This is a genomic window from Salinigranum halophilum, assembly GCF_007004735.1.
Lineage (GTDB): Archaea > Halobacteriota > Halobacteria > Halobacteriales > Haloferacaceae > Salinigranum > Salinigranum halophilum.
This window is the reverse complement of sequence record NZ_SSNL01000009.1, coordinates 122,440-141,029: the sequence shown is the minus strand read 5'-3', so window position 1 is coordinate 141,029 and position 18,590 is coordinate 122,440. Positions and strand designations below refer to the sequence as shown.

The window sequence follows — 18,590 nt, the reverse complement described above, 5'->3', positions numbered from 1 at the left end:
AAGGCGTTGAGCCACGACTCCGCGGTCGGCAGTCGTGTGTTTGAGAACGTATTTGAGAACGAAGAAGTTCGTCGTTTTATCTCACGAAAGATACGTTCGACGCTGTTGCGATTTCCATGGCGGTTCACACGAAATCGGAGGCCGAGTCGGTTGAGCGCGGCTTTCAAATGAGCCGCAGCATCGATCAAGAATGTGACGTCGGTGAGCTGCTGTTTCTCGCGAAGCTCACGGAGAAACAGCACGGTGAGTTGCGTTGTACACGTCTGAAACAGCCGCATGTGGAGGAATTTGTTCGTGTCGGGGTCGACCGCAGCGTACAGCCAGTGGCGCTGGCCGTTGACGCGAATCACGGTTTCGTCAACCGCGATTTGATTCGGACTCACATCGCTGTCGGGCTGTAGATCGGCTTTCTGCACCCAGTCGTGAATGGCGGTTCGACTTCGCTTGACACCCAACCTCTCAAGATACTGTTTGGTATTCGAGAGCGACAATCCTGCAAGATGGAGTTGAATACCCACTTGAATCGCGAACTCGGGTGTCCGCTGTCGCTCCACAAATTCCAAGTCAATCCATTCGGTATGTTCGCTGAGGCGGTCGATTTCGGGCATAGACAACTTAGAAATTGACCGCCTCATTCCTAACTTAACACGACCTGTGTAGCCACCCCACTATTTACATAGGTACAAGGAGAATGCCCCGAGGCTCGACCTCGGGGTTGAATCCGACACTCTGTGGAACAAATCATTAACTCAACACACCTCTAACCATTAGATAGCGATGGAATACAGTCACCGCTACCACGCTTACCCGACACAAGAGGTAGCGGCTGAACTGGAATACCATATCGACGTTCATCGCCAAGCGTACAACTACACACGATACGAATACGAGAACGTTGACGCCGACAACATCGGGTCAGCGTACAAACACCACTACCGACTCCCCGGCTGGAAAGAAGAGTTTCCCGTTTTCTCCGAAGTGAACTCCAAGGCTCTACAACGAACCGTCACCCGGTTCTATCAGAACCTTTCAAACCTCTCCGACAAAAAGCAGAACGGGCACAAGGTTGGGAAACTCAAGTGGAAGTCTCCCACCGAGTACCAGAGTATGACGTATTCGCAGTCCGGTTTCGAACTCAAAAACACGAGTGGCCGACACGCAACGTTAGAACTCTCCAAAGTCGGAGATATTCGTATTCGACACCACCGAGAAATCCCCGACGAAGCAGACATTAAGGAAGTAACCATCAAGAAAGAGACGACTGGCGAATGGTTCGTCTCCTTCGGACTCGAAACCGACGACGCTGACTTACCCGAGAAACCCGATGTGGGGTGGCTCGATACGAGCAACAGCGTGGGTATTGACCTCGGCATCCTCAACTACATCCACACGAGCGATGGGAAGACCGTTAATTGGCCCGACCTCGAAGACGAGTACGAGAGACTCCGACGAGAACAACGGAAGTTGTCTCGCAAGGAGAAAGGCTCGAACAACTATGAGAAACAACGAGTCAAAGTAGCGAAGGTCAAACGTCGGATTCGTCGGACGGTACTGGACTACCAGCACAAACTCACAACGTGGCTCGTCAAGGAGTACGATGCTGTGTTCGTGGAAGACCTGAACGTTCAGAGCATGCTTCAGGGCGACGGGAACGCTCGCAACAAGCAGGACGTAGCGTGGCGCCAATTCATCACGCTCCTTGAGTACAAGGGCGACCTGTACGGTACGCACGTCGTTCAGGTTGATGCTCGGGGCACGACGAAAGAGTGCGCTTCGTGTGGTGTGGAGACGGCGAAACCTATCTGGGTGCGTGAACATTCGTGCCCTGCGTGTGGGTTTGAGTGTGACCGTGACGCGAACGCTTCGTTGAACGTCTTGCAACGCGGTTTTTCTGAATTAGGGCTGGGATGGCCCGAATCAACGCCCGTGGAGACTGCGCTCCCTACGGACACCACTTCGGTATCTGCAAAGCGCGTCGTAGAAACGGGAAGCCTCGGGGCTTGACCCCGAGGCGATTCACCACTCGTACTTACCTGCTTGGGTGGTTCCCGCCAGCGAGGAACCAGCGTGGGGGGCATGTCGACTCCGGCCGTGGCTTTTGGTATGGCACGTCAAGCACCAGATTCGAGACGTCGGTTCCTCCAGCTCGCCGGAACGGCAGCGGTCGTCGGTGTCGCCGGGTGTTCGGGCGGCGGCGGGAGTGGTGACAGTGGGAACGGCGGCGGAGCCGGTGGCGGCAGCGACGGGGGCGGGGAAAACGGCGGTGGAGACGGTGACAGCACCGAAGACGGGAGCGGGGGCGGAGACCAGGAGCAGTCTGACCAGGGGCTCGGACCGGTCCCCGACGAGTACGTCACGGCGGCAGCAAAGGACGGCACCGAGCGCAGCCCCGACAGCGTCGCGACGAAGGAGGCCGTGCTGTACCAGTCGGAACCGAAAGACGGCCAGCAGTGTACGAGCTGTCGGTTCTACATCCCCGACAAGAACGACGACGGCCTCGGAGCCTGTGCCGTCGTCGAGGGGAAGATCGAGCCGGAGGCGTGGTGTTCGAGCTACGTCGAGTACGAGGGGTGAACACCACCGTGTCCGCGGTTCTTCCGGTCACTCGCCGGGGTCGACAGCGATTCGCGTCGGCGTGACGACGACGGCACAGCCCGCGAACGAGAAGGAGACGCTGAGGCCGTCGCGCTCCCCGACGGGCCCGCCGAGGAGCGTCTCGAGCGCCTCGGGGTCGACCTGCGTCGAGAGCGGTTCGAGGTCGAGTGGCTGGCGTCCGAGCGCGTTCGCGACGGCGTAGACGATGCTCATCGCGACGGGGTCACCCGCCTCGAGCCGGACCGAGTGGACGTGGTCGTCGGGACCGTCTGTCGGCCCGGTGTTGCTACTATCGTGTGAGTCCATCGTGGGCTGAGGTCCGGAACGGGGCGAGCGTCTGTGTCGTCATCGTGTCGGGCGTACCCTCGATACGACACCCCGGATTATGAGCGTATCTCTCGCGGCCCCGGCGGTCGTGTGGTGCTACTCCGACGACACGCCCTCGTCGGTGACGACCCGGACGTCGACAGGACTCACCTCGACGCGGCAGTCGGCGAAGTCGAACCCGACGAGAGTGTTCTCGGCGACGCTCGCCCCGAGCGACCGGTCGACGAGTGCGTCCAGTGCCTCCGGGTCGACGTGGTGATACAGTGGTTCGAGGTCGAGTGGCGACAGCTCCAGCGCGTCCGCCACCGCGTTCACGACGACGTGACTGCACGGCTCCGCCGTGTCGCGGTCGTACCGATGCGTCTCGGCGGCGGTCTGTCCGTCGCTCGGGTCGTCGTCAGGGTTCGTCATGGGGCCGTGTACACGGTCGGGTCGTGGCTGACAGCCACGGTCGTGGGCTGGCTACTCGACGACTTCGTACAGTCGTTCGACCGGGAACGACGACACCCACTCCTCGCCGAGGTTCGGGTGCCGCCAGTCGGCGATCTCCCGGTGTCGCCAGTCGTACGAGAGGACCCCTTGCTGGGCCAGATACGGGAGGTGTTCGTGGTGGAGGCGGACCATCACCTCGTCGACGCTCTGCCCGTCAGGCGTCGTATCCGTGTCCGCCGTGGATGCGCGCTCCCACTCGACGATGGCCTCCGCCAATCGACGGACAGTGAGTGGCTTCTGCTGCCCGTTGAGGTGCGCGAGGATGTATCGGCGGTGGGGGTTCCGGAGGACGTCCGCCGCCGCCCGCCTGACGTGATCGTCTGCCATGGTGATGCCTCGAGCGCACAGTACGGACGCGCACGAGCTAACCGCTTCCCTTGATATATCAAGGACAGTGTGTGTCACGTCTCGCGAGGGGAACTCTGAGAGCGGGTCATCGCTCCTCGCCGGCGCGGATGTACTCGTCGAGGAGCGCGGGGAACTCTCGACCCCGGAGGTAGCGGAGACCGAAGTCGTCGGCCCACGAGATGATACCCGTGTCCTCGGTGACGACGCCGGCGTCGAGTTCCCGCGCGAGGAGGAGGAGGTCGAAGTCCTCCCGGGAGTCGATGACGCCCTGTCGGAGGGTGGTGCGGTACTCGTCGCGGAGGTCGGAGATGACGCGGTCGACCGCGGTTCGTCCCCCCTCGTCGGCGGCGTCGCCCGCAGACTGTTCGGCCCGACGGACGGCTTTCTCCGAGACCCGGAGCCCGCGGTCGACCCGGTCTTCGAGTTCGTCGACGAACCGGTAGACGAGTTCGGCGGGGACGACGAGTTCGAGGCGGGCGGGGCTCTTTCTGATGACCCACGTGTTCAGCTTCGCGCGCGTCGCCTCGGAGACGTCGCGCGAGGCGAGCATCGCCGCCAGCTCGTCGGCGACCGAGGGCGGCGTGTAACAGGAGATGTTGTGGCGGAGCTTCGCGGTCGCGACACTGTCGAGCAGCCGCGAGAGAGCCGAATCGAGGTCTTCGCCGTCGCGACGAATCTCGTCGGAGAGGAACAGCGAGGTGTCGAGGACGAACCGTTGTTTGAGCGGACTCTCCGTCATACCGATGGTACACGCACGGGGGGACAAAGCCCTTCCCGCTCGCCTGGCGTGTGCGGACTCGCCACCGGACGGGAGTCAGCCGGGTGTGCGCCGTCGAGCGCCGAGTCAGTCGGCGCGCAACGACCCCGAGCGCGCGTCGGCGATGCGCTGTGCCAGCCGGTCGATGGGCGGGGCGGTGACCCAGCGGTCGCCGACCGCCGGGTGACACCAGTCGGTGACGACGCCCGCGGCCGCGTCGTACTCGACGAGTCCGGCCGCGGTGAGCCGTGGGAGGTGGACGTGGTGGAGCTGTGCGGCCATCGTCTCGACGGTGCTCGGCTCGGCGTCGGCGGGCAGCGTGGTGTCAGTGCTCGAGGGGGGAGTGACACCGGTCCGGTCGCGCGCCAGGACGGTTCGCGAGAGTTCGCGCAGGGACACCGGCGCGGTCTGGCTGTCGAGCACCGACAGGAGGAGACGGCGGTACGGGTGGCCGGCGACGCGTCGCGCGATACGCCCGGCGTCGTCGCAGTCCATCGTTTCACGCGCGAGTAGCGACGGAAACGGCCTAATACGACTGCTTGTCATATCATGACCCTTTTGTATTGACGGGGGGAGCCGGTCGGAACGGTCCCCGGGAAAGTCGGCGAGATAGTCAGTCGACGGAACCTCTTTGCACCCGGGGGCCCCCCGTTTGCCCATGATTGACGAGACCATCGCGCGCATCCGCGAGATGCGGACCCACAGCGAGTCGACGGTGGCCGTGGACGCGACGCTGGCCCTGGAGGAACTCCTCGACCGGGAGTACGTCGGCATCGAGGAGTTCGAGCGCGACCTCGAACGGAACGCGGGGGCGCTCCGCCGGTCGAACCTCTCGCACGCGCTGTTGCACACGGCGATGCAAGAGACCATCAGAGACGTGGTCGGGAAGGGCGACACGGTCGCGGAGGCCAAGCAACTCCTCCGCGAGACCATCGACCGCGAGGTCGACACCATCGAGCGCTCGAAGCACGAGGCCGCGGCGAACGCCGCCGAGCGCCTCGAAGACGGCGAGACCATCCTCACCCACGAGAACTCGACGACGGTGATGGAGACCCTGCGACGCGGCATCGACAGCGGCAAGGAGTTCACCGTCTACGTCACCGAGACCCGGCCACGATACATCGGTCGGCTGACCGTCCGCGAACTCGCCACCTGGGACGGCGTCGACCCACACCTCGTCACCGACAGCGCGGCGGGGCACTTCGCCCGGGAGGCCGACCGCGTCCTCCTCGGGATGAACTGCATCGTCGAGGAGACGTACTACAACCGAATCGGGACGTTCCCGCTCTGTGCGGTCGCGTCCGTCCTCGACCGCCCCGTGACGGTCGTCGCCGCCAGCAGAAAGATCGTCGACGAGGGGTTCGCCTTCGAGAACGACCAGCGCTCGCCGAGCGAGGTACTCGCCGAGCCAGCGGAGGGGTTCACCGTCGAGAACCCCGCGTACGACGCCACGCCGCTGGAACTCGTCGACACCGTCGTCACCGAGTCGGGCTTTCTCGCGGTCTGATTCGCACGACACCGACGGCACCGACGGCTCCGACCTCACGCCCCGTCGCCCTGTCGCCGGTAGACCACGTACTCGTCAGTCTCCGTGACGGGCTCGTAGTGCGTCTCGATGTAGGTGGCGACCTGCGTGTCCGTGTCGCGGAAGAACCGATTGCCCCGAACGTCTCCCGAGTCGGTGACGTGGCCCGCAGGGACGACGACGTACGCGACACGTTCCTCGTCCAGGTGGTCGACGACGGTCCGGGCGAGGCCGTCGGTGTAGACACCGCCGACGTACGTGTTCGGGAGGGAGACGTCGTCCGCGAAGTACACCACCTGCCAGAAGAAGGGAAACGCGTAGACGGGGCCCTCGACGTACTGGTCGATCTGTTGGACCGCTGCTCGCTGCTCGGCGATGTTGTCGTCGACGAGGTGCGCGCCGTACACCACGTTGAAGCCGACCGCCGAGACGACCAGGCCGCCGACGAGAAGCACGGTGACGAGCGTCCGGACGGAGACCGAGACGTCCGGCCGGCCACGAGCGCGAGCGACCAGCGAGCCGACCCGCGACCGAACCGCCGCGGAACGCCAGCCGAGCCGCAGCGCCACGGCAGTCAGGAGCGCGACCGCGGGGAACGTAAAGAGCATCTTGTGGTCGCCGCCGTACTGGGTGAGGCCCGGGTACGCGATGAACGCCGCCCAGAGTGCGACGAAGAGCGTCGCCTCGTCGACGCGTCGCGCGCGGAGGCGGACGAGCGTCCGCACGACCATGCCGACCGCGACCAGCCAGACCGGGAGGAGCGAGAGCGCCATGTACACGTGTCCCGTGACGAGGAACGGCGGATCGTATCGCGTGAGCGGAACGACGAACGCGTAGGTCAGGAACTCGGCGAGCGCGCCGGTGCTCGCGAAGGAGACCATCGCGGCCCCGACGACGGCGAGGAAGCCGACCCCGATGGCGACGACGTGTGACCCCGTGCGGGCGAACTCGACACGGGACCGGTCTGTCAGCAGCCAGAGGCGGAGCGTCGCGAACGCGAGGATGGCCGCGCCGAAGAGGAAGACGATCTGATTGAACAGGACGCCGATGCCGAGGGTGACGCCCACGCCGACGTGGGACCGGACGCGCTCTGCGGTGAGAAACAGCGTGGCCGCGACGACGGTGCAACAGACCGCGTACGGTTCGGTCAGGAAGAAGAAGCCGTCGAAGTGCGGCAGATACGTCGCGACGAGGAAGAGAACGCTCGCGACCATCCCGGTCGGCTCGTCGTACAGCATCGTCCCCAGACGGAAGACCAACAGCCCCGTCACGACGACGACGAGTGCCGTCACCGCACGAAACGCCAGATACGTCTCGAACCCGAGTGCCGAGATGGCCGACGCGACGTAGAACACGCCGGGCGGTTTGTGGTCGATCACGCCGGTGTAGAGTTCGGCCCCCTCGGCGAGTGCCTGCCCGATGACGATGAAGATCGTCTCGTCGATGTGAAGCGGTTGGTCCGCGTACAGGAGCGGGAGGCCGACGCCCACCAGCACGAACACCGTCGCGAACAGGAGCGACTGCCCCTCGAACGAGCGGAGTTCGTCGAGGAGTTCGACGAGGGGTGACCGGTCGGTCCGGTACTGTTGCATAGTTATCACGATAAGTCGTTTCGCCCAGCATATAAGTATTGGATAGTTAATACGATAGTGGGTCCGATACGAGCGGCGAGCACGGGGGTCTCGCCGACGCTCACCGGGGAAGGTCGTAGAACGTCACGTCACCCGAATCGGTGTCGTAGGTCGCGACCGTCCGGTGTTCGTCGGGCACGGTCGGAAAGTGCGCGCCGGGGTTGAGAACGGTGCACCCCTCGACCGCCCGTTCGTCGCGCTCGTGGTGGTGGCCGTAGCAGACGAGGTCGTACCGCCCCGAGGCGGCGAGGTCGTCCACGTCGTCGCGCGACTCCCCGTGGAGGACGCCCACCGAGACCCCGTCGAACTCGAGGGCCGCACGGCGGCCGTGGAGTTCGCTCCCGTTCCCCAGTGCGCGGAATCCGGCTTCGAGTCCGTCGAGTTCGCCGTCGTTGTTCCCGAGGACGCCGTGGACCTCGAACCCCTCGAAGAACGGCAAGACCGGCGGCGCGATGAAGTCGCCGCAGTGGACGAGCGTGTCACAGCCCTCCCGTTCGAAGACCGCGACGGCGCGTTCGATCGCCTCGACGTTGTCGTGCGTGTCCGAGATGACACCGAGTCGCATAGCGTGGGGTTCGGCGCGGGACGGGAAAACCGTGGCCCACCGCGGGTGGAGTGCTCTCGGGTCGGACACGGGCGTCGGAGAGCGGGGCCGGTCGACTACTTTTTGCCCTCGCCACAGACGAGGACCGGCCGGTCGGTGCCGAGAAGCACCGTCTGGGTGACGCTCCCGAAGAGGACCTTCCCCGTCGGGGTCCGCTTGCGCGCGGCGAGAACGATCATGTCGGCGTCGACCTCGTCGGCCGCCGAGATGATGGCCTCGGCGGGGTCGCCGCTGGACTCGGTGAGGTCGACCTCGACCCCGGCCTCCTCGAGTTTGTCCTGTGCTCGTCGGACGGACGACACCTGCGTCACGGAGGCCCCCGATGGGTTGTTGGTGAAGTCGTGCAGGATGGTCACGTGGACGTCGCTCGGGTCACGCGGCAGCCCGAGGACGGCGTCGGCTTCGGCGACGGCGCGCTCTTCGCTCTTGTCGACTGCCATCACGATGTGGTACATCTCGCGGTGAACTACGCGACCACCCCACGTATGCGTGTCGGGTCGCTGTCAGCGGCCGGACGGAGACCGGGCCACTGCGGCCCCGTCGTGTGTGTCGTTTCTCCGTCGTTAATTCACTCGAATCTGAAATACTGGATGTTTATCAGGGTCGTAACTATTCTCCCCGCTCACCTACGAGTGACGTGACACACAGACCCGCAACCACGACGACGACCACGACGGCCGGAGGCGCACCGTGAGCGCCCTCGAAGCACCACTCGACCGCTCACAGGCGTGGTACGCGACGGAGGTTCCCTCCATCGTGGCCGGTCTGCAAGCGTCCCGCAGCATCTCGTCGGCGACGGCGAGCCAGGCGTGGGCGCTCATCGAACACGAGTCGTACGACCGCGCCCTGGCCGTCGCCCTCGGCGCAGTCGTCTGAGGCGACCCTCACCGCACGACGACACACTACACACTCGTTCTCGAACGCGACGCTCGGCCGCCAGCCCCGCCCGTGACACCGCGCGGTCGGCCGACACGGTGTCCGCCCGCAAGCGGCGGGGGTTGCCCCCACACTGATTACCTCTCTCGACACTCGGTCGATGTATGCAGACAGTCGTACTCGCCGCCGGGCAGGGAACACGGATGCGACCGCTGACCGCCTCGCGGCCGAAACCGATGCTCCCCGTCGGCGACCGCCCACTGGTCGCCCACACCGTCGACACCGCCGTCGACGCCGGCGCTTCGCACCTCGTGGTCGTCGTCGGATACGAGGCCGACGACGTCCGGTCGTACTTCGGCGAGACGTATCGAGACGTCCCCGTGACGTTCGTCGTGCAGGCAGAACAGCGCGGGACCGCAGACGCCGTCCGCGTCGCGTCGGAGGCGCTCGCGGACGGCCCGTTCGTCGTACTCAACGGCGACGCGCTCTACGACACGCCCTCGCTGCGGCGGCTGTACGAGTCGGGGCCCGCCGTCGGCTCCTATCGGGTCGAAAATCCCTCGTCGTACGGCGTGCTCATCACCGACGGGAGCGAGGAGGCGGACGCGGTCCGCGTGACGGGTGTCATCGAAAAGCCCGCCGAGCCACCGTCGAACCGCATCAACACCGGCGCGTACCACTTCCCGGCCGAGGCCCAGTCGTGGCTCGAGGTGGGGGAGTCCGAACGGGGTGAACTCGAACTCACGGACGTCTTAGAGCGGACCTGCAGCGAGTTCGCGGTCAGCGCCGTCACCTTCGAGCGGTGGCTCGACGTCGGCCGACCGTGGGAGTTGCTCGCGGCGACCGAGTGGAAACTGGGCGACCTCGACGGGCGCGTCGAAGGTGAGGTCCACGAGGACGCCATCCTCGAGGGACCGGTCGTCGTCGAGGAGGGGGCGACGGTCCGGTCGGGCGTCGTCGTCGAGGGACCGGCGCTCGTCCGGGCGGGCGCGACCGTCGGTCCGAACGCCTACGTCAGGGGGGCGACCGTCGTCGGAGAGGGGGGCAAGGTGGGCCACGGCGTCGAGGTGAAGAACTCGATTCTCATGGAGGGTGCGACAGTCGGTCACCTCTCGTACGTGGGCGACTCGGTACTCGGGCGCGACGTCAACTTCGGTGCCGGGACGAAAGTGGCGAACCTCAGACACGACGGGGCGGACGTGAAGCTCACCGTGAAGGGCGAGCGCGTCTCGACGGGACGGCGGAAGCTGGGCGTCGTCATCGGCGACGGCGTCAAGACAGGAATCAACGCGTCGCTGAACGCCGGGGTCGTCCTCTCCGAAGGCGCGACGGTGGGGCCGGGCGAGGTCGTCACACGCGACAAGTAGACCGGGCGGGCGCGTCAGGCGTTGTCCGCGTACAGTTTGAGGAACGTCTCGAAGTCGCCGTCGGCGAGCGAGAGCGTGAGGTCCACCGTCCGATCGTCACGGTCGTAGCTGAGTCGGCGGACGTCCACCGCGTCGATGACGAGCCGCATGGCCGCCGCGAGCGCGTCCGTGGTCAACTCGTCGGCTTCGACGGCGATACCGGAGTCGTCGACGGCGACGTAGAGCCCGCGCATCGTCGTCCGGTACGCGCCCTTCGTCTCCGAGACGAGCGGGTTACACCGTTCGACGAGCCCGAGGGTGTTCAGCCGGTCGAGCCGGCGGTACACCGTCGATTCGGAGACGTCACACACCATCGCGAGGTCCTCGACGGTGACGGGCGTGCCCGCCGCGGCGGTGAGGATCTCCCGCGAGACCGCGTCACCAAGCGCGTCGAGGACCGCCGCTGCGTCCGCCCCGCCCTCCCCCCCGAGGTCGAGCGTCTCACCAGGGTCGCCGAACACCATCGTTCGTGTGAGTGTCGTGAATTGTCTTAGAAGTGTCGAGGCCCGCAGCCCCCGTCCTCAGCGACGGGCTTCGAGCGCGGTGAGCGTGACGAGCGCGCCGGTGCTGAGGAGGGCCCAGGCGGCGTCGGGGACGAGCGCGAAGCCGGGGACGCCGAGGAGTGATGCGACCACGGCGGCGCCGAGGCCACCCGCGATAGCCAGGTTGCGGGTGGTGGAAGTCGCGGTGTCGGCACCGGCGGTCACGTCGTCCGCGAGGTAGACGTCGAGCTGCTCGGCCGCCGGGCGGAGCGCGATGTCGCCGCGGTTCTTGTCGAAGTCGACGATGCCCGCGCCGGCCATCTTCGGGAGGTGACACTGGTAGAGGCCGATGTACACCCGCTTGCGCTGGCTCGACGAGAGCGCGCCGATGTCGATACCGTTCTCTTTCGCCGCGATGAACTCGGCCATGTCGCTGAGCGTCGCGACGCCGTCGTTCGTCTTGAGGTACAACAGCGCGTCGCGGCGGCGCTGGTTCTTCAGAATCTCGAACAGCGTGTCCTTCGAGAGCGCGGCCGGCGCTCCCGCATCAGTCGAGAGCGTACCGGTCGAGTGTGTTTGCGTGTGTGTCGTGACGGATGTCTGTGTCATGGTTTCCTCCCCCCTTACACGAGAACGAGAGACCCGCGTCGCGCCGAGGCGCGCCCGGTCAGGAGACGACGGACCACACCCATCTCCCGCCGGAGTCTTCCTCCCCCGTGGGGTCGAACGTACAATGACTCGATGATAGTAAATACCTTCTCAGCGTTCGCAGCCGCTGAGCCGAGACCGTCCCGAGCCTCTAATTTCCAGTATAATACAAGTACGGAATGAAGTAGTAACTCGGCGCGAAACCAGTAGCTGCCGAGAGGGTACTGGACGAGTACACACGCCCCGTCAATTCCTGCAGTGAACACGAATAACGCGTGAAATTAACACTCAGGTCGACAGCGATATTCACGCCGTGCAGAACGTGCACGCTGGCGAGCGGGGCGCTACGGGTCCACCGCGTCGGAGACCGTCGGGAGGTAGTCGTCGAGCGACAGCGCGAACGGTTCGGTGGTCGGCAGGTCGACCCAGAAGTACTCGAACGTCTCGCCGCACTCCTCGCCGTGGCCGGTGACCACGTGGTTCCACCGGTCGCGCGACTCGTCGATGTCGGCGTGGTAGAAGTGGCGAACGTACTTGGTGAGCGGGCCGACACGGCGCGTCCAGACGTCGGAGGCGACGCGGCGGGCGGTGTCGACGCGGAGCCCACTCTCTTCGGCGACTTCGCGACAGAGGGCCGCGTCGAGCGACTCGTTCGTCTCGACGGTGCCTTTGGGGACCTGCAACCCGTCGTGGCCCGGCCCGCGGAAGACGAGGAGTTGTGCCCCACTCCGACGGGTGAGATACGCACAGACCTTCGGGACGTACGTCACGTGCGTCGGTGGTGCCGGCGTCTCGGTGGCCACCAGTGAACTGCGCATACCAGCGGGTGGAGAGGGTGTCGCATAGTTATCACTGTGATAATCCGAAGAATGTCAAGATTAAACACAGCTTGCCGCATCTAACAAAGTGGCATGGCCGAAAGCACGCCGAGCGTTAGACGCAACAGTGTAGACGACCCCAATAATGCAGTTTCACGGTACCACAACGCATTAGACCGTCTTAAAACGAACGACGTGATAGCGAAAGAAGACCGCGAGGCGATTATCCGGGTGATTAATCAGATGGAAGCGACCGGTCATTCTCGCGGGGATTACTCCCCCAACTCGCTGTACCTATACGTGAACTCACTTCGGAAACTCGGGGAAGCGACCGACACCCCCCTTACCGAATACGAGAGCATTCACGAGTTTAACAATACTATCCTTGAACTCAAGCGCGACGGGATTAGCCATTCTTACCGCCGGTCGATGCGTTCGGCCTCCCGCCGACTATTCGAGATGCAAGGTGCCGAATGGTGGGAAGATATCGAAATCGGTAAGCCGAAGCCCACCAAGGTCACGCCGGACGACGTTTTCACCCCAGCGGAGGCCAACCACATTCTTGAACACGCGAAGGACCCCCGAAATAAGGCCATTCTCGCTATGTTACTTGCGACCGGTCAGCGGGTGTGTGCGCTCCAGAGCCTGAAAGTCGGAGACATTCACATCGACAAACACGGCGGGTACTTCAAACTGAATGGCGAAGCCGTCGGCCTCAAAGGCGCGAACGGTGGCCGGCCCCTGATATGGGCGAAGCACTACGTCGCCAATTGGCTAGACGTTCACCCCTCACCGGAAGACCCCAACGCGGCACTGTTCGGGAAGACTCAGGACGGGTCCACCTATGTGAAGGGTGATCCCCTCACAAGTGGGGGCATATCAGACATTATCAAAAAGACCTGTAAAGCCGCGGATGTGCCCGAACGCAAGCGGTTCGCCCACAATTTCCGGCACACCGCGATCACCCGAATGGTTAGGGACGACGTGAACGAACAACGAATTAAATTCCTCGTGGGATGGAAAAAGGACTCGTCCATGTTCGAAGTCTACAGCAAAGTCACCGACACAGACCACATTCGAGATATAAACCGTCAATATGGGGCCGATGTCGAAAACGACGGGGTGGGTGTTGGAATCACCTTTGAGGAATGCCCGAACCCCTCTTGCGGGGCCTCACTCGCGGAATGGGTGGACCCCGTGGCCTGTCCCCGGTGCGGGGGCCGTCTTTCCCAGCGTGGGGCGGACGCGGAGAAGCGCGCGGAAGAAGGCAACCACGAAGCCGAAACAAGCGGGGCGGGCGGGAGAGGTGAAAGGCGAACTCTCGGCCGGTCACGTTGAAAGCCACGAGCGAGGGGGAACGCATTTTAGGTTCGGTGATGATGATTCAGTTACCGGGTGCGGTACCCGGAAAAGTAGGCCATGCCAACCTACTTTTCGTATGAGAACGGGGCAGGGTAACATCAGTATTCTTCGTGGTATCTCAGTGGTAACACGAGTGTAGGACCGGGCTACTCGATGGGTGACCGTCGACCGAGCGGAGGCGCAGGCTACGGCGGCCAGAACGGAGAGACCGAGCCGAGGCCGCCAGGACCGGTCGGTCACTCGATGAGGAGTTCGTAGCCGGCGTCCCGGTCGGTCGTCGACGCCCGCTCGACGAGGTACTGCGCGACGACGACGCCCAGAAGTCCGACGGAGACGACGACCGCGACCCCGCTCCAGCCGAGCACCGAGATGACCGGGAGCGACAGCCAGACGCCAGCGACGAGCACCCAACTCAGCGCCGAGAGCGCGAGGTAGTACCGCAGCCACGGGATGGCCCGGTCGTCCTCGGCGTCGTCCATCCAGAAGAACCCGCTGTCGAGGACGTCGTCGGTGAGAGCGACGGTTCGCTCGTCCTCGTCGTACGTGACGATGCCGGCCTCCTCGAGTTTCGGGAGATGCGTCTGGTACAGCGAGATGTACACGCGCTGGCGTTCGTCGGACGTGATGTCCGACTCGGAGACCCCGCTCTCGACGGCGGCGATCTTCGTCGCGAGCGATTTGAGACTCAGCTCGTTGCCCCCCTCTGAGAGGTAGTAGATGATGTACCGACGGCGAGAGTTACTGAGAATCTGGAAGAGTTCGTCTTTTGATCGAGTCGTCATCGATGTAGTGTCCCTGGTCACTCCGGTTGGTCGCGGTAACAGATGGGCGAGTGACATAGGTAGGTCCATACACGATTTTAAACCTTTGTTATCGACGTACTATCACGCGGTCATCGGAAAACACGCCGACAGGTCTATCCGGGTGAAGCGTGGAGGTGGAAGACGACGCCAGCCGAGACCACCACAACAAGTATGCACGAACGTGTACCGACCCGACGGCGATGCAGGACGCGGGTTAGGAGACGGTGCGGAACGTTCCTATGTGGCTAACAAAACACTATCAAAGAGAGTAGTAGTAAGAGATACATGAGTATGTTCGACTTGACAGGGTTCCAGCGCGACTTGCTGTACGTGATCGCCGGGGCTGACCGCCCCTCCGGACAGCAGATCAAAGAATCGATCAGCGACGACGTCGGCGAGGTCAATCACGGCCGCCTCTACCCGAATCTCGACACGCTCGTCGAGAAGGGGTTGGTCGTGAAGGGCCAGCACGACCGTCGGACGAACTTCTACCAGATATCCGACCAGGGCCGGGAGGCGATCAGAGCGCGACGCGAGTGGGAGAACCAGTACGCACCGTTCGAGGCGTAGCCGGTGCAGCTGCCAGGTCGAACCCCGCGCGGACGGTGACCCCGGGGCAGCAGTGTATCGCGGCTGATATCAGCGGGTGAAACGAGGGTATTATTGTTAGCTTAATTCCGGGTCGAGGGGGCTCTGTGTGTCATAATTCCCGCGAGAGACAGTTACTGTGCGCCGAGTATCTCATTTTGAATTTGGTTTTTCTTCCGTACAGTCACCCGTTCTAACTAGTGTAACCACCGGAACACTTATCTCGTTAATTACTCATTATACAGGTATGGCACGCGAACAGGAGCGGAACCAGCCGAGCAGTGACGACGCAGTCAACCGTCGGACGTACCTCCGACTGAGCGGCGCCGTCGCTGTCGGCGCGACTGCCGCAGCAGCCAGCGCATCGAACACATCCGAGAACGTCATCTCGATCGTCGGGACGACCGCCGAACCGACCACCTACGAGGTGACCGTGACGGACGAAATCACTCCCGGTCGCGGAACGGACGCGCTGAGCGTCCTCGGGACGACTGGACGGAGCGCGGAGGACGCGGTCGGTAACGGCGTCCGCCGCTACCGCTTCGAAGGCGAGATAACCCACCTCAGCGTCGGGGACGGCGCGACGGCGTTCGTCAACGGCGTCGCCATCGACTCCACCGCGACGCGGTAACCGACGAACGAACACAGAACAGCCTCACACCGCCACGGTCGTGGTGGTGTCGACACCCAAGATGCAGAGCGACGCGTGGGGACGGCATTGTGCGGCGGGAGCGACGAACGAGAGCGGGTCCTCGTGTAGTGAAGAAAACACGAACAGACGAGCGGGGACGACAGAACCCCTGCGGCACCACAGCGAGACGACAGTGAGAACAGAAAACGGCCGGGAGCGACAGAGCGAGCCGCGTCGCGGGCGCGAAACACCGGCGTTAGTTCACGTTACCTCACTCGTCGGCGGCTTCGACGCCGACGCGGTCGGCCTCGACACCGTCGACATCGAGCCCACGGAGTCGACGCTCGGCCGCCTCGCGGTCGGCGGGGTAGCCGATGTCGGTCCGCCATCCGTCCATCCGGATCGCGTCGATCGTCCGCCCCGACCCGATGAGGAGGTCGATGGCGTCCGGCAGTTCGTACTCGCCGCGCGCGGAGGGCTGGACGAGGTGGCAGGCGTGGAAGATCGCGGGCGAGAACGTGTAAAAGCCCGTCATCACCAGGTTCGAGGTGGGTTCGGCGGGCTTCTCGACGACCTCGACGATGGCGTCGTTCGCGTCGGTGACGCAGACGCCGTAGCGCGACGCCTCCTCCCACGGTACCTCCTCGACGAGGAAGGCGGCGTCCGTCTCGCCCGAGCGCTGGCGGGCGACGACGTCCGCCAGGTTGGCCTGGAAGACGTTGTCGCCGAGCATCAGCATGAACTCGCCGTCGACGTGAGGTTCGACGGTGAGGAGCGCGTGGGCGAGCCCGAGGCGCTCGCGCTGGTAGGTGTAGGTCACGGGGAGACCCTGGAACTCGTCACCGACGGCGTCGATGACCTGTTCGGCGCGGTAGCCGACGACGATGACGAACCCATCGGCACCGAGGTCGGCGAGCTGTTCGAGGCAGCGGACGAGGATTGGCTTTCCGTCGACCTCCACGAGCGCCTTCGGGCGGGTCTCGGTGAGCGGGCGGAGTCGGGTCCCTTCACCGGCAGCGAGTACAACGGCTTTCATACCCCGCTACAGGAGCGGAGACGGCATTGTTATGAGAGTGGTACTCGCGGTAGGACGTGACTACGACCGTCGGACGGGCGGTGCCGTCGCTCGGGGGTGTGAGTAAGTGTTCCGGGGAGAAGCGCAATTCGTTGGCACGCGAACCAGCGCACGAGACCCGGAACATCTTGACTAACGACACATACGGATATAAATGTTGTGCGAGCTGACGTGAGACCGCACGGGAGCGCCCCGACGGCACCGACCTGCACAGCGCGTCGGGGGGCGAGGTCGCAGTCCGCGCGGTCAGTCGTCGAGCGCCTCGTCGAGGACACGCCGGGCCGTCGACTGGAGCCGCTCGGCGGCTGCGACGTCGCGCGCTTCGGCCGTCACGCGCACGAGCGGTTCGGTCCCGCTGGCGCGCACGAGGAACCAGCCGTCCTCGGCGTCGACACGGACGCCGTCGAGCGTCAGCGTCTCGTCGAACTGCGCGGTGAGTCGCTCGGTGACCCGCTGCATCACCCTCGTCTTGTCCGCGACGGGGACGTTCTCCCGGCGCGTCTCGTACGTCGGCACCGCCTCGACCAGCGTCGAGAGCGGCCCCGACTCGGTGACCAGCGCGGCGAGTCGGAGGGCGGCGAGGTGCGCATCCGGACAGAGCGTCTCTGCGGGCCAGATCCACGCCCCACTCGGCTCCCCGCCGAAGCCGTACCCCGCTTTTGCGGCCTCCTCGGCCACGTGAACGTCGCCGACGCGCGTGTACGACACCTCGCCGCCGGCCTCGCGAACCACGTCGCTCACGAGCAGGCTCGTGTCGACGGGGACGGCCACCCGAGAGCTGGGGGTCGAACGGACGGCCTCCCGCGAGAAGAGCGCCAGGAGGACGTCGCCAGGGACGAACGCGCCCGCGTCGGTGACCGCCATCATGCGGTCGGCATCGCCGTCGTGGGCGATACCGAGGTCGGCATCGAGCGCCTCGACGGTCCGACAGAGGCCGTCGAGGGAGTCGGCGGTCGGCTCGGACTTCCGCGTCGGGAAGCGACCGTCCTCCTGGGCGTTGAGCGTCGTCACGCTCGCTCCGAGCGCGACGAGCGCCTCGACGGTCGGTCGTCCCGTCCCGTTACCGAGGTCGACGACGACCGAAAGGTCCTCGAACGCGGGGAACCGTCCGACGAGGTGGTCGACGACCCTCGCAGTCGCGCCGTCGTGTGTCGTCTCCGTCCCGAGCGACGCGTACCCCTGGAGGTCGTAGTCGCCGTCGTCGATTCGGCGCTCGACCCGGTCGATGGCCGCGGCGTCGAACGCCTGGCCGCTCCGTGACCACAGCTTGAGCCCGTTGTCTGGCGCGGGGTTGTGCGAGGCGGTCATGCCGACGGCCGCGTCGGCGTCGAGCCACGCGACGTGTCGTGCGAGCGTCGGCGTCGACACCACCCCCAGACGGACGACGTCCGCCCCACACTCTCGAAGCCCGGCGCTCGCGGCGTCCGCCAAGAGCGCGCCGCTGTCACGGACGTCGCGCCCGACGAGTACCCGTTCCGCGTCGGAACCGACCGCACGGCCGACGGCGAGTGCCGTCTCGGCCGTGATCTCGTCGCCGACAGTGCCCCGCACGCCGCTCGTTCCGAACATATCGGGAACAACTCCCGTGACGGTATAAGAACCCGGGCGGTCGACGCCGCGAC

At 64.8% G+C, this 18,590-nt stretch carries 23 protein-coding genes; 8 read left to right on the top strand and 15 right to left on the bottom strand.

Going from position 1 to position 18,590, the window contains the following annotated elements; genetic code table 11:
- Window positions 1-608 (bottom strand): IS6 family transposase (locus E6N53_RS20475; RefSeq protein WP_142861250.1); only part of this gene is annotated, 608 nt, incomplete at its 3' end.
- A 169-nt stretch (window positions 609-777) separates the two neighbouring features.
- On the opposite strand from E6N53_RS20475, the gene E6N53_RS20470 reads away from it, so the two are divergent.
- A complete protein-coding gene (locus E6N53_RS20470) occupies window positions 778-2,004 on the top strand; it encodes an RNA-guided endonuclease InsQ/TnpB family protein (protein WP_142861249.1) in 1,227 nt (408 codons plus the stop codon).
- A gap of 99 nt (window positions 2,005-2,103) precedes the next feature.
- Window positions 2,104-2,574: a high-potential iron-sulfur protein gene (locus tag E6N53_RS20465; RefSeq protein WP_136602672.1), complete on the top strand. Its 471-nt coding sequence runs from the start codon at window positions 2,104-2,106 to the stop codon at window positions 2,572-2,574.
- A gap of 27 nt (window positions 2,575-2,601) precedes the next feature.
- Here the strand turns inward: E6N53_RS20465 and E6N53_RS20460 are convergent, their stop codons facing one another.
- The 5 genes from E6N53_RS20460 to E6N53_RS20440 form a co-directional block, all read right to left on the bottom strand.
- Complete coding sequence (locus tag E6N53_RS20460) at window positions 2,602-2,901, bottom strand: HalOD1 output domain-containing protein (RefSeq protein WP_136591681.1); 300 nt, start codon at window positions 2,899-2,901, stop codon at window positions 2,602-2,604.
- Window positions 2,902-3,018: 117 nt separating this feature from the next.
- Entirely contained in the window at window positions 3,019-3,333 is a 315-nt protein-coding gene (locus E6N53_RS20455; protein ID WP_142861248.1) for a HalOD1 output domain-containing protein, read from the bottom strand.
- A gap of 51 nt (window positions 3,334-3,384) precedes the next feature.
- Window positions 3,385-3,741: a DUF7344 domain-containing protein gene (locus E6N53_RS20450; RefSeq protein WP_142861247.1), complete on the bottom strand. Its 357-nt coding sequence runs from the start codon at window positions 3,739-3,741 to the stop codon at window positions 3,385-3,387.
- Window positions 3,742-3,847: 106 nt separating this feature from the next.
- Window positions 3,848-4,501 (bottom strand): RNA ligase partner protein, encoded by a 654-nt coding sequence (locus E6N53_RS20445; RefSeq protein WP_136591684.1) that lies wholly within the window; start codon window positions 4,499-4,501, stop codon window positions 3,848-3,850.
- Window positions 4,502-4,606: 105 nt separating this feature from the next.
- Complete coding sequence (locus tag E6N53_RS20440; protein ID WP_136602676.1) at window positions 4,607-5,014, bottom strand: DUF7344 domain-containing protein; 408 nt, start codon at window positions 5,012-5,014, stop codon at window positions 4,607-4,609.
- Between the two features lie 163 nt (window positions 5,015-5,177).
- Between E6N53_RS20440 and E6N53_RS20435 the strand changes: the two genes are divergently transcribed.
- Window positions 5,178-6,026 carry an eIF2B alpha/beta/delta subunit family protein gene (locus E6N53_RS20435; RefSeq protein WP_142861246.1) on the top strand — a complete coding sequence of 283 codons (849 nt, stop codon included), beginning with the start codon at window positions 5,178-5,180 and terminating at the stop codon, window positions 6,024-6,026.
- A 35-nt stretch (window positions 6,027-6,061) separates the two neighbouring features.
- Here the strand turns inward: E6N53_RS20435 and E6N53_RS20430 are convergent, their stop codons facing one another.
- The 3 genes from E6N53_RS20430 to E6N53_RS20420 form a co-directional block, all read right to left on the bottom strand.
- A complete protein-coding gene (locus E6N53_RS20430) occupies window positions 6,062-7,636 on the bottom strand; it encodes an ArnT family glycosyltransferase (protein WP_142861245.1) in 1,575 nt (524 codons plus the stop codon).
- 100 nt (window positions 7,637-7,736) lie between these two features.
- A complete protein-coding gene (locus E6N53_RS20425; RefSeq protein WP_142861244.1) occupies window positions 7,737-8,240 on the bottom strand; it encodes a metallophosphoesterase in 504 nt (167 codons plus the stop codon).
- Window positions 8,241-8,335: 95 nt separating this feature from the next.
- Entirely contained in the window at window positions 8,336-8,734 is a 399-nt protein-coding gene (locus E6N53_RS20420) for a universal stress protein (RefSeq protein ID WP_142861243.1), read from the bottom strand.
- A gap of 235 nt (window positions 8,735-8,969) precedes the next feature.
- On the opposite strand from E6N53_RS20420, the gene E6N53_RS20415 reads away from it, so the two are divergent.
- Both E6N53_RS20415 and glmU read left to right on the top strand, forming a co-directional pair.
- The gene (locus E6N53_RS20415) at window positions 8,970-9,155 is read left to right on the top strand and encodes a hypothetical protein (RefSeq protein WP_136591690.1); all 186 of its coding nucleotides are present in this window, start codon (window positions 8,970-8,972) and stop codon (window positions 9,153-9,155) included.
- Between the two features lie 164 nt (window positions 9,156-9,319).
- Window positions 9,320-10,522, top strand: coding sequence for a bifunctional sugar-1-phosphate nucleotidylyltransferase/acetyltransferase (gene glmU, locus E6N53_RS20410; protein ID WP_136591691.1), 1,203 nt, complete (start codon window positions 9,320-9,322; stop codon window positions 10,520-10,522).
- 14 nt (window positions 10,523-10,536) lie between these two features.
- On the opposite strand, the gene E6N53_RS20405 is transcribed toward glmU, so the two are convergent.
- The 3 genes from E6N53_RS20405 to E6N53_RS20395 form a co-directional block, all read right to left on the bottom strand.
- Entirely contained in the window at window positions 10,537-11,025 is a 489-nt protein-coding gene (locus tag E6N53_RS20405) for a winged helix-turn-helix domain-containing protein (protein ID WP_142861242.1), read from the bottom strand.
- 57 nt (window positions 11,026-11,082) lie between these two features.
- Window positions 11,083-11,652 carry a DUF7344 domain-containing protein gene (locus E6N53_RS20400; RefSeq protein WP_236642440.1) on the bottom strand — a complete coding sequence of 190 codons (570 nt, stop codon included), beginning with the start codon at window positions 11,650-11,652 and terminating at the stop codon, window positions 11,083-11,085.
- A 383-nt stretch (window positions 11,653-12,035) separates the two neighbouring features.
- Complete coding sequence (locus tag E6N53_RS20395; protein WP_142861241.1) at window positions 12,036-12,509, bottom strand: NUDIX hydrolase; 474 nt, start codon at window positions 12,507-12,509, stop codon at window positions 12,036-12,038.
- A gap of 93 nt (window positions 12,510-12,602) precedes the next feature.
- Here E6N53_RS20395 and E6N53_RS20390 point away from each other — a divergent pair, with 93 nt between their 5' ends.
- Window positions 12,603-13,847 (top strand): tyrosine-type recombinase/integrase, encoded by a 1,245-nt coding sequence (locus tag E6N53_RS20390; RefSeq protein WP_142861240.1) that lies wholly within the window; start codon window positions 12,603-12,605, stop codon window positions 13,845-13,847.
- Window positions 13,848-14,107: 260 nt separating this feature from the next.
- On the opposite strand, the gene E6N53_RS20385 is transcribed toward E6N53_RS20390, so the two are convergent.
- Window positions 14,108-14,653, bottom strand: coding sequence for a DUF7344 domain-containing protein (locus E6N53_RS20385; RefSeq protein WP_142861239.1), 546 nt, complete (start codon window positions 14,651-14,653; stop codon window positions 14,108-14,110).
- A 312-nt stretch (window positions 14,654-14,965) separates the two neighbouring features.
- Here E6N53_RS20385 and E6N53_RS20380 point away from each other — a divergent pair, with 312 nt between their 5' ends.
- Both E6N53_RS20380 and E6N53_RS20375 read left to right on the top strand, forming a co-directional pair.
- Complete coding sequence (locus tag E6N53_RS20380; protein WP_136591787.1) at window positions 14,966-15,244, top strand: PadR family transcriptional regulator; 279 nt, start codon at window positions 14,966-14,968, stop codon at window positions 15,242-15,244.
- Window positions 15,245-15,509: 265 nt separating this feature from the next.
- Window positions 15,510-15,893 (top strand): hypothetical protein, encoded by a 384-nt coding sequence (locus E6N53_RS20375; RefSeq protein WP_136591696.1) that lies wholly within the window; start codon window positions 15,510-15,512, stop codon window positions 15,891-15,893.
- A gap of 271 nt (window positions 15,894-16,164) precedes the next feature.
- On the opposite strand, the gene aglF is transcribed toward E6N53_RS20375, so the two are convergent.
- Window positions 16,165-16,929 (bottom strand): UTP--glucose-1-phosphate uridylyltransferase AglF, encoded by a 765-nt coding sequence (gene aglF / locus E6N53_RS20370; RefSeq protein WP_142861238.1) that lies wholly within the window; start codon window positions 16,927-16,929, stop codon window positions 16,165-16,167.
- 285 nt (window positions 16,930-17,214) lie between these two features.
- Entirely contained in the window at window positions 17,215-18,537 is a 1,323-nt protein-coding gene (glmM, locus tag E6N53_RS20365) for a phosphoglucosamine mutase (RefSeq protein ID WP_142861237.1), read from the bottom strand.
- Window positions 18,538-18,590: the final 53 nt, after the last annotated feature.

Excerpts from the sequence above, each read along its gene's own strand:
- E6N53_RS20460 (WP_136591681.1), bottom strand. The coding sequence starts at position 2,901 with ATGGACTCACACGATAGTAGCAACACCGGGCCGACAGACGGTCCCGAC.
- aglF (WP_142861238.1), bottom strand. The coding sequence starts at position 16,929 with ATGAAAGCCGTTGTACTCGCTGCCGGTGAAGGGACCCGACTCCGCCCG.
- E6N53_RS20375 (WP_136591696.1), top strand. The coding sequence starts at position 15,510 with ATGGCACGCGAACAGGAGCGGAACCAGCCGAGCAGTGACGACGCAGTC.
- E6N53_RS20395 (WP_142861241.1), bottom strand. The coding sequence starts at position 12,509 with ATGCGCAGTTCACTGGTGGCCACCGAGACGCCGGCACCACCGACGCAC.
- glmM (WP_142861237.1), bottom strand. The coding sequence starts at position 18,537 with ATGTTCGGAACGAGCGGCGTGCGGGGCACTGTCGGCGACGAGATCACG.
- E6N53_RS20455 (WP_142861248.1), bottom strand. The coding sequence starts at position 3,333 with ATGACGAACCCTGACGACGACCCGAGCGACGGACAGACCGCCGCCGAG.
- E6N53_RS20440 (WP_136602676.1), bottom strand. The coding sequence starts at position 5,014 with ATGGACTGCGACGACGCCGGGCGTATCGCGCGACGCGTCGCCGGCCAC.
- E6N53_RS20385 (WP_142861239.1), bottom strand. The coding sequence starts at position 14,653 with ATGACGACTCGATCAAAAGACGAACTCTTCCAGATTCTCAGTAACTCT.
- E6N53_RS20405 (WP_142861242.1), bottom strand. The coding sequence starts at position 11,025 with ATGGTGTTCGGCGACCCTGGTGAGACGCTCGACCTCGGGGGGGAGGGC.
- E6N53_RS20450 (WP_142861247.1), bottom strand. The coding sequence starts at position 3,741 with ATGGCAGACGATCACGTCAGGCGGGCGGCGGCGGACGTCCTCCGGAAC.
- E6N53_RS20435 (WP_142861246.1), top strand. The coding sequence starts at position 5,178 with ATGATTGACGAGACCATCGCGCGCATCCGCGAGATGCGGACCCACAGC.
- E6N53_RS20380 (WP_136591787.1), top strand. The coding sequence starts at position 14,966 with ATGTTCGACTTGACAGGGTTCCAGCGCGACTTGCTGTACGTGATCGCC.
- E6N53_RS20465 (WP_136602672.1), top strand. The coding sequence starts at position 2,104 with ATGGCACGTCAAGCACCAGATTCGAGACGTCGGTTCCTCCAGCTCGCC.
- E6N53_RS20420 (WP_142861243.1), bottom strand. The coding sequence starts at position 8,734 with ATGTACCACATCGTGATGGCAGTCGACAAGAGCGAAGAGCGCGCCGTC.
- E6N53_RS20400 (WP_236642440.1), bottom strand. The coding sequence starts at position 11,652 with ATGACACAGACATCCGTCACGACACACACGCAAACACACTCGACCGGT.
- E6N53_RS20445 (WP_136591684.1), bottom strand. The coding sequence starts at position 4,501 with ATGACGGAGAGTCCGCTCAAACAACGGTTCGTCCTCGACACCTCGCTG.
- glmU (WP_136591691.1), top strand. The coding sequence starts at position 9,320 with ATGCAGACAGTCGTACTCGCCGCCGGGCAGGGAACACGGATGCGACCG.
- E6N53_RS20425 (WP_142861244.1), bottom strand. The coding sequence starts at position 8,240 with ATGCGACTCGGTGTCATCTCGGACACGCACGACAACGTCGAGGCGATC.
- E6N53_RS20470 (WP_142861249.1), top strand. The coding sequence starts at position 778 with ATGGAATACAGTCACCGCTACCACGCTTACCCGACACAAGAGGTAGCG.
- E6N53_RS20430 (WP_142861245.1), bottom strand. The coding sequence starts at position 7,636 with ATGCAACAGTACCGGACCGACCGGTCACCCCTCGTCGAACTCCTCGAC.
- E6N53_RS20390 (WP_142861240.1), top strand. The coding sequence starts at position 12,603 with ATGGCCGAAAGCACGCCGAGCGTTAGACGCAACAGTGTAGACGACCCC.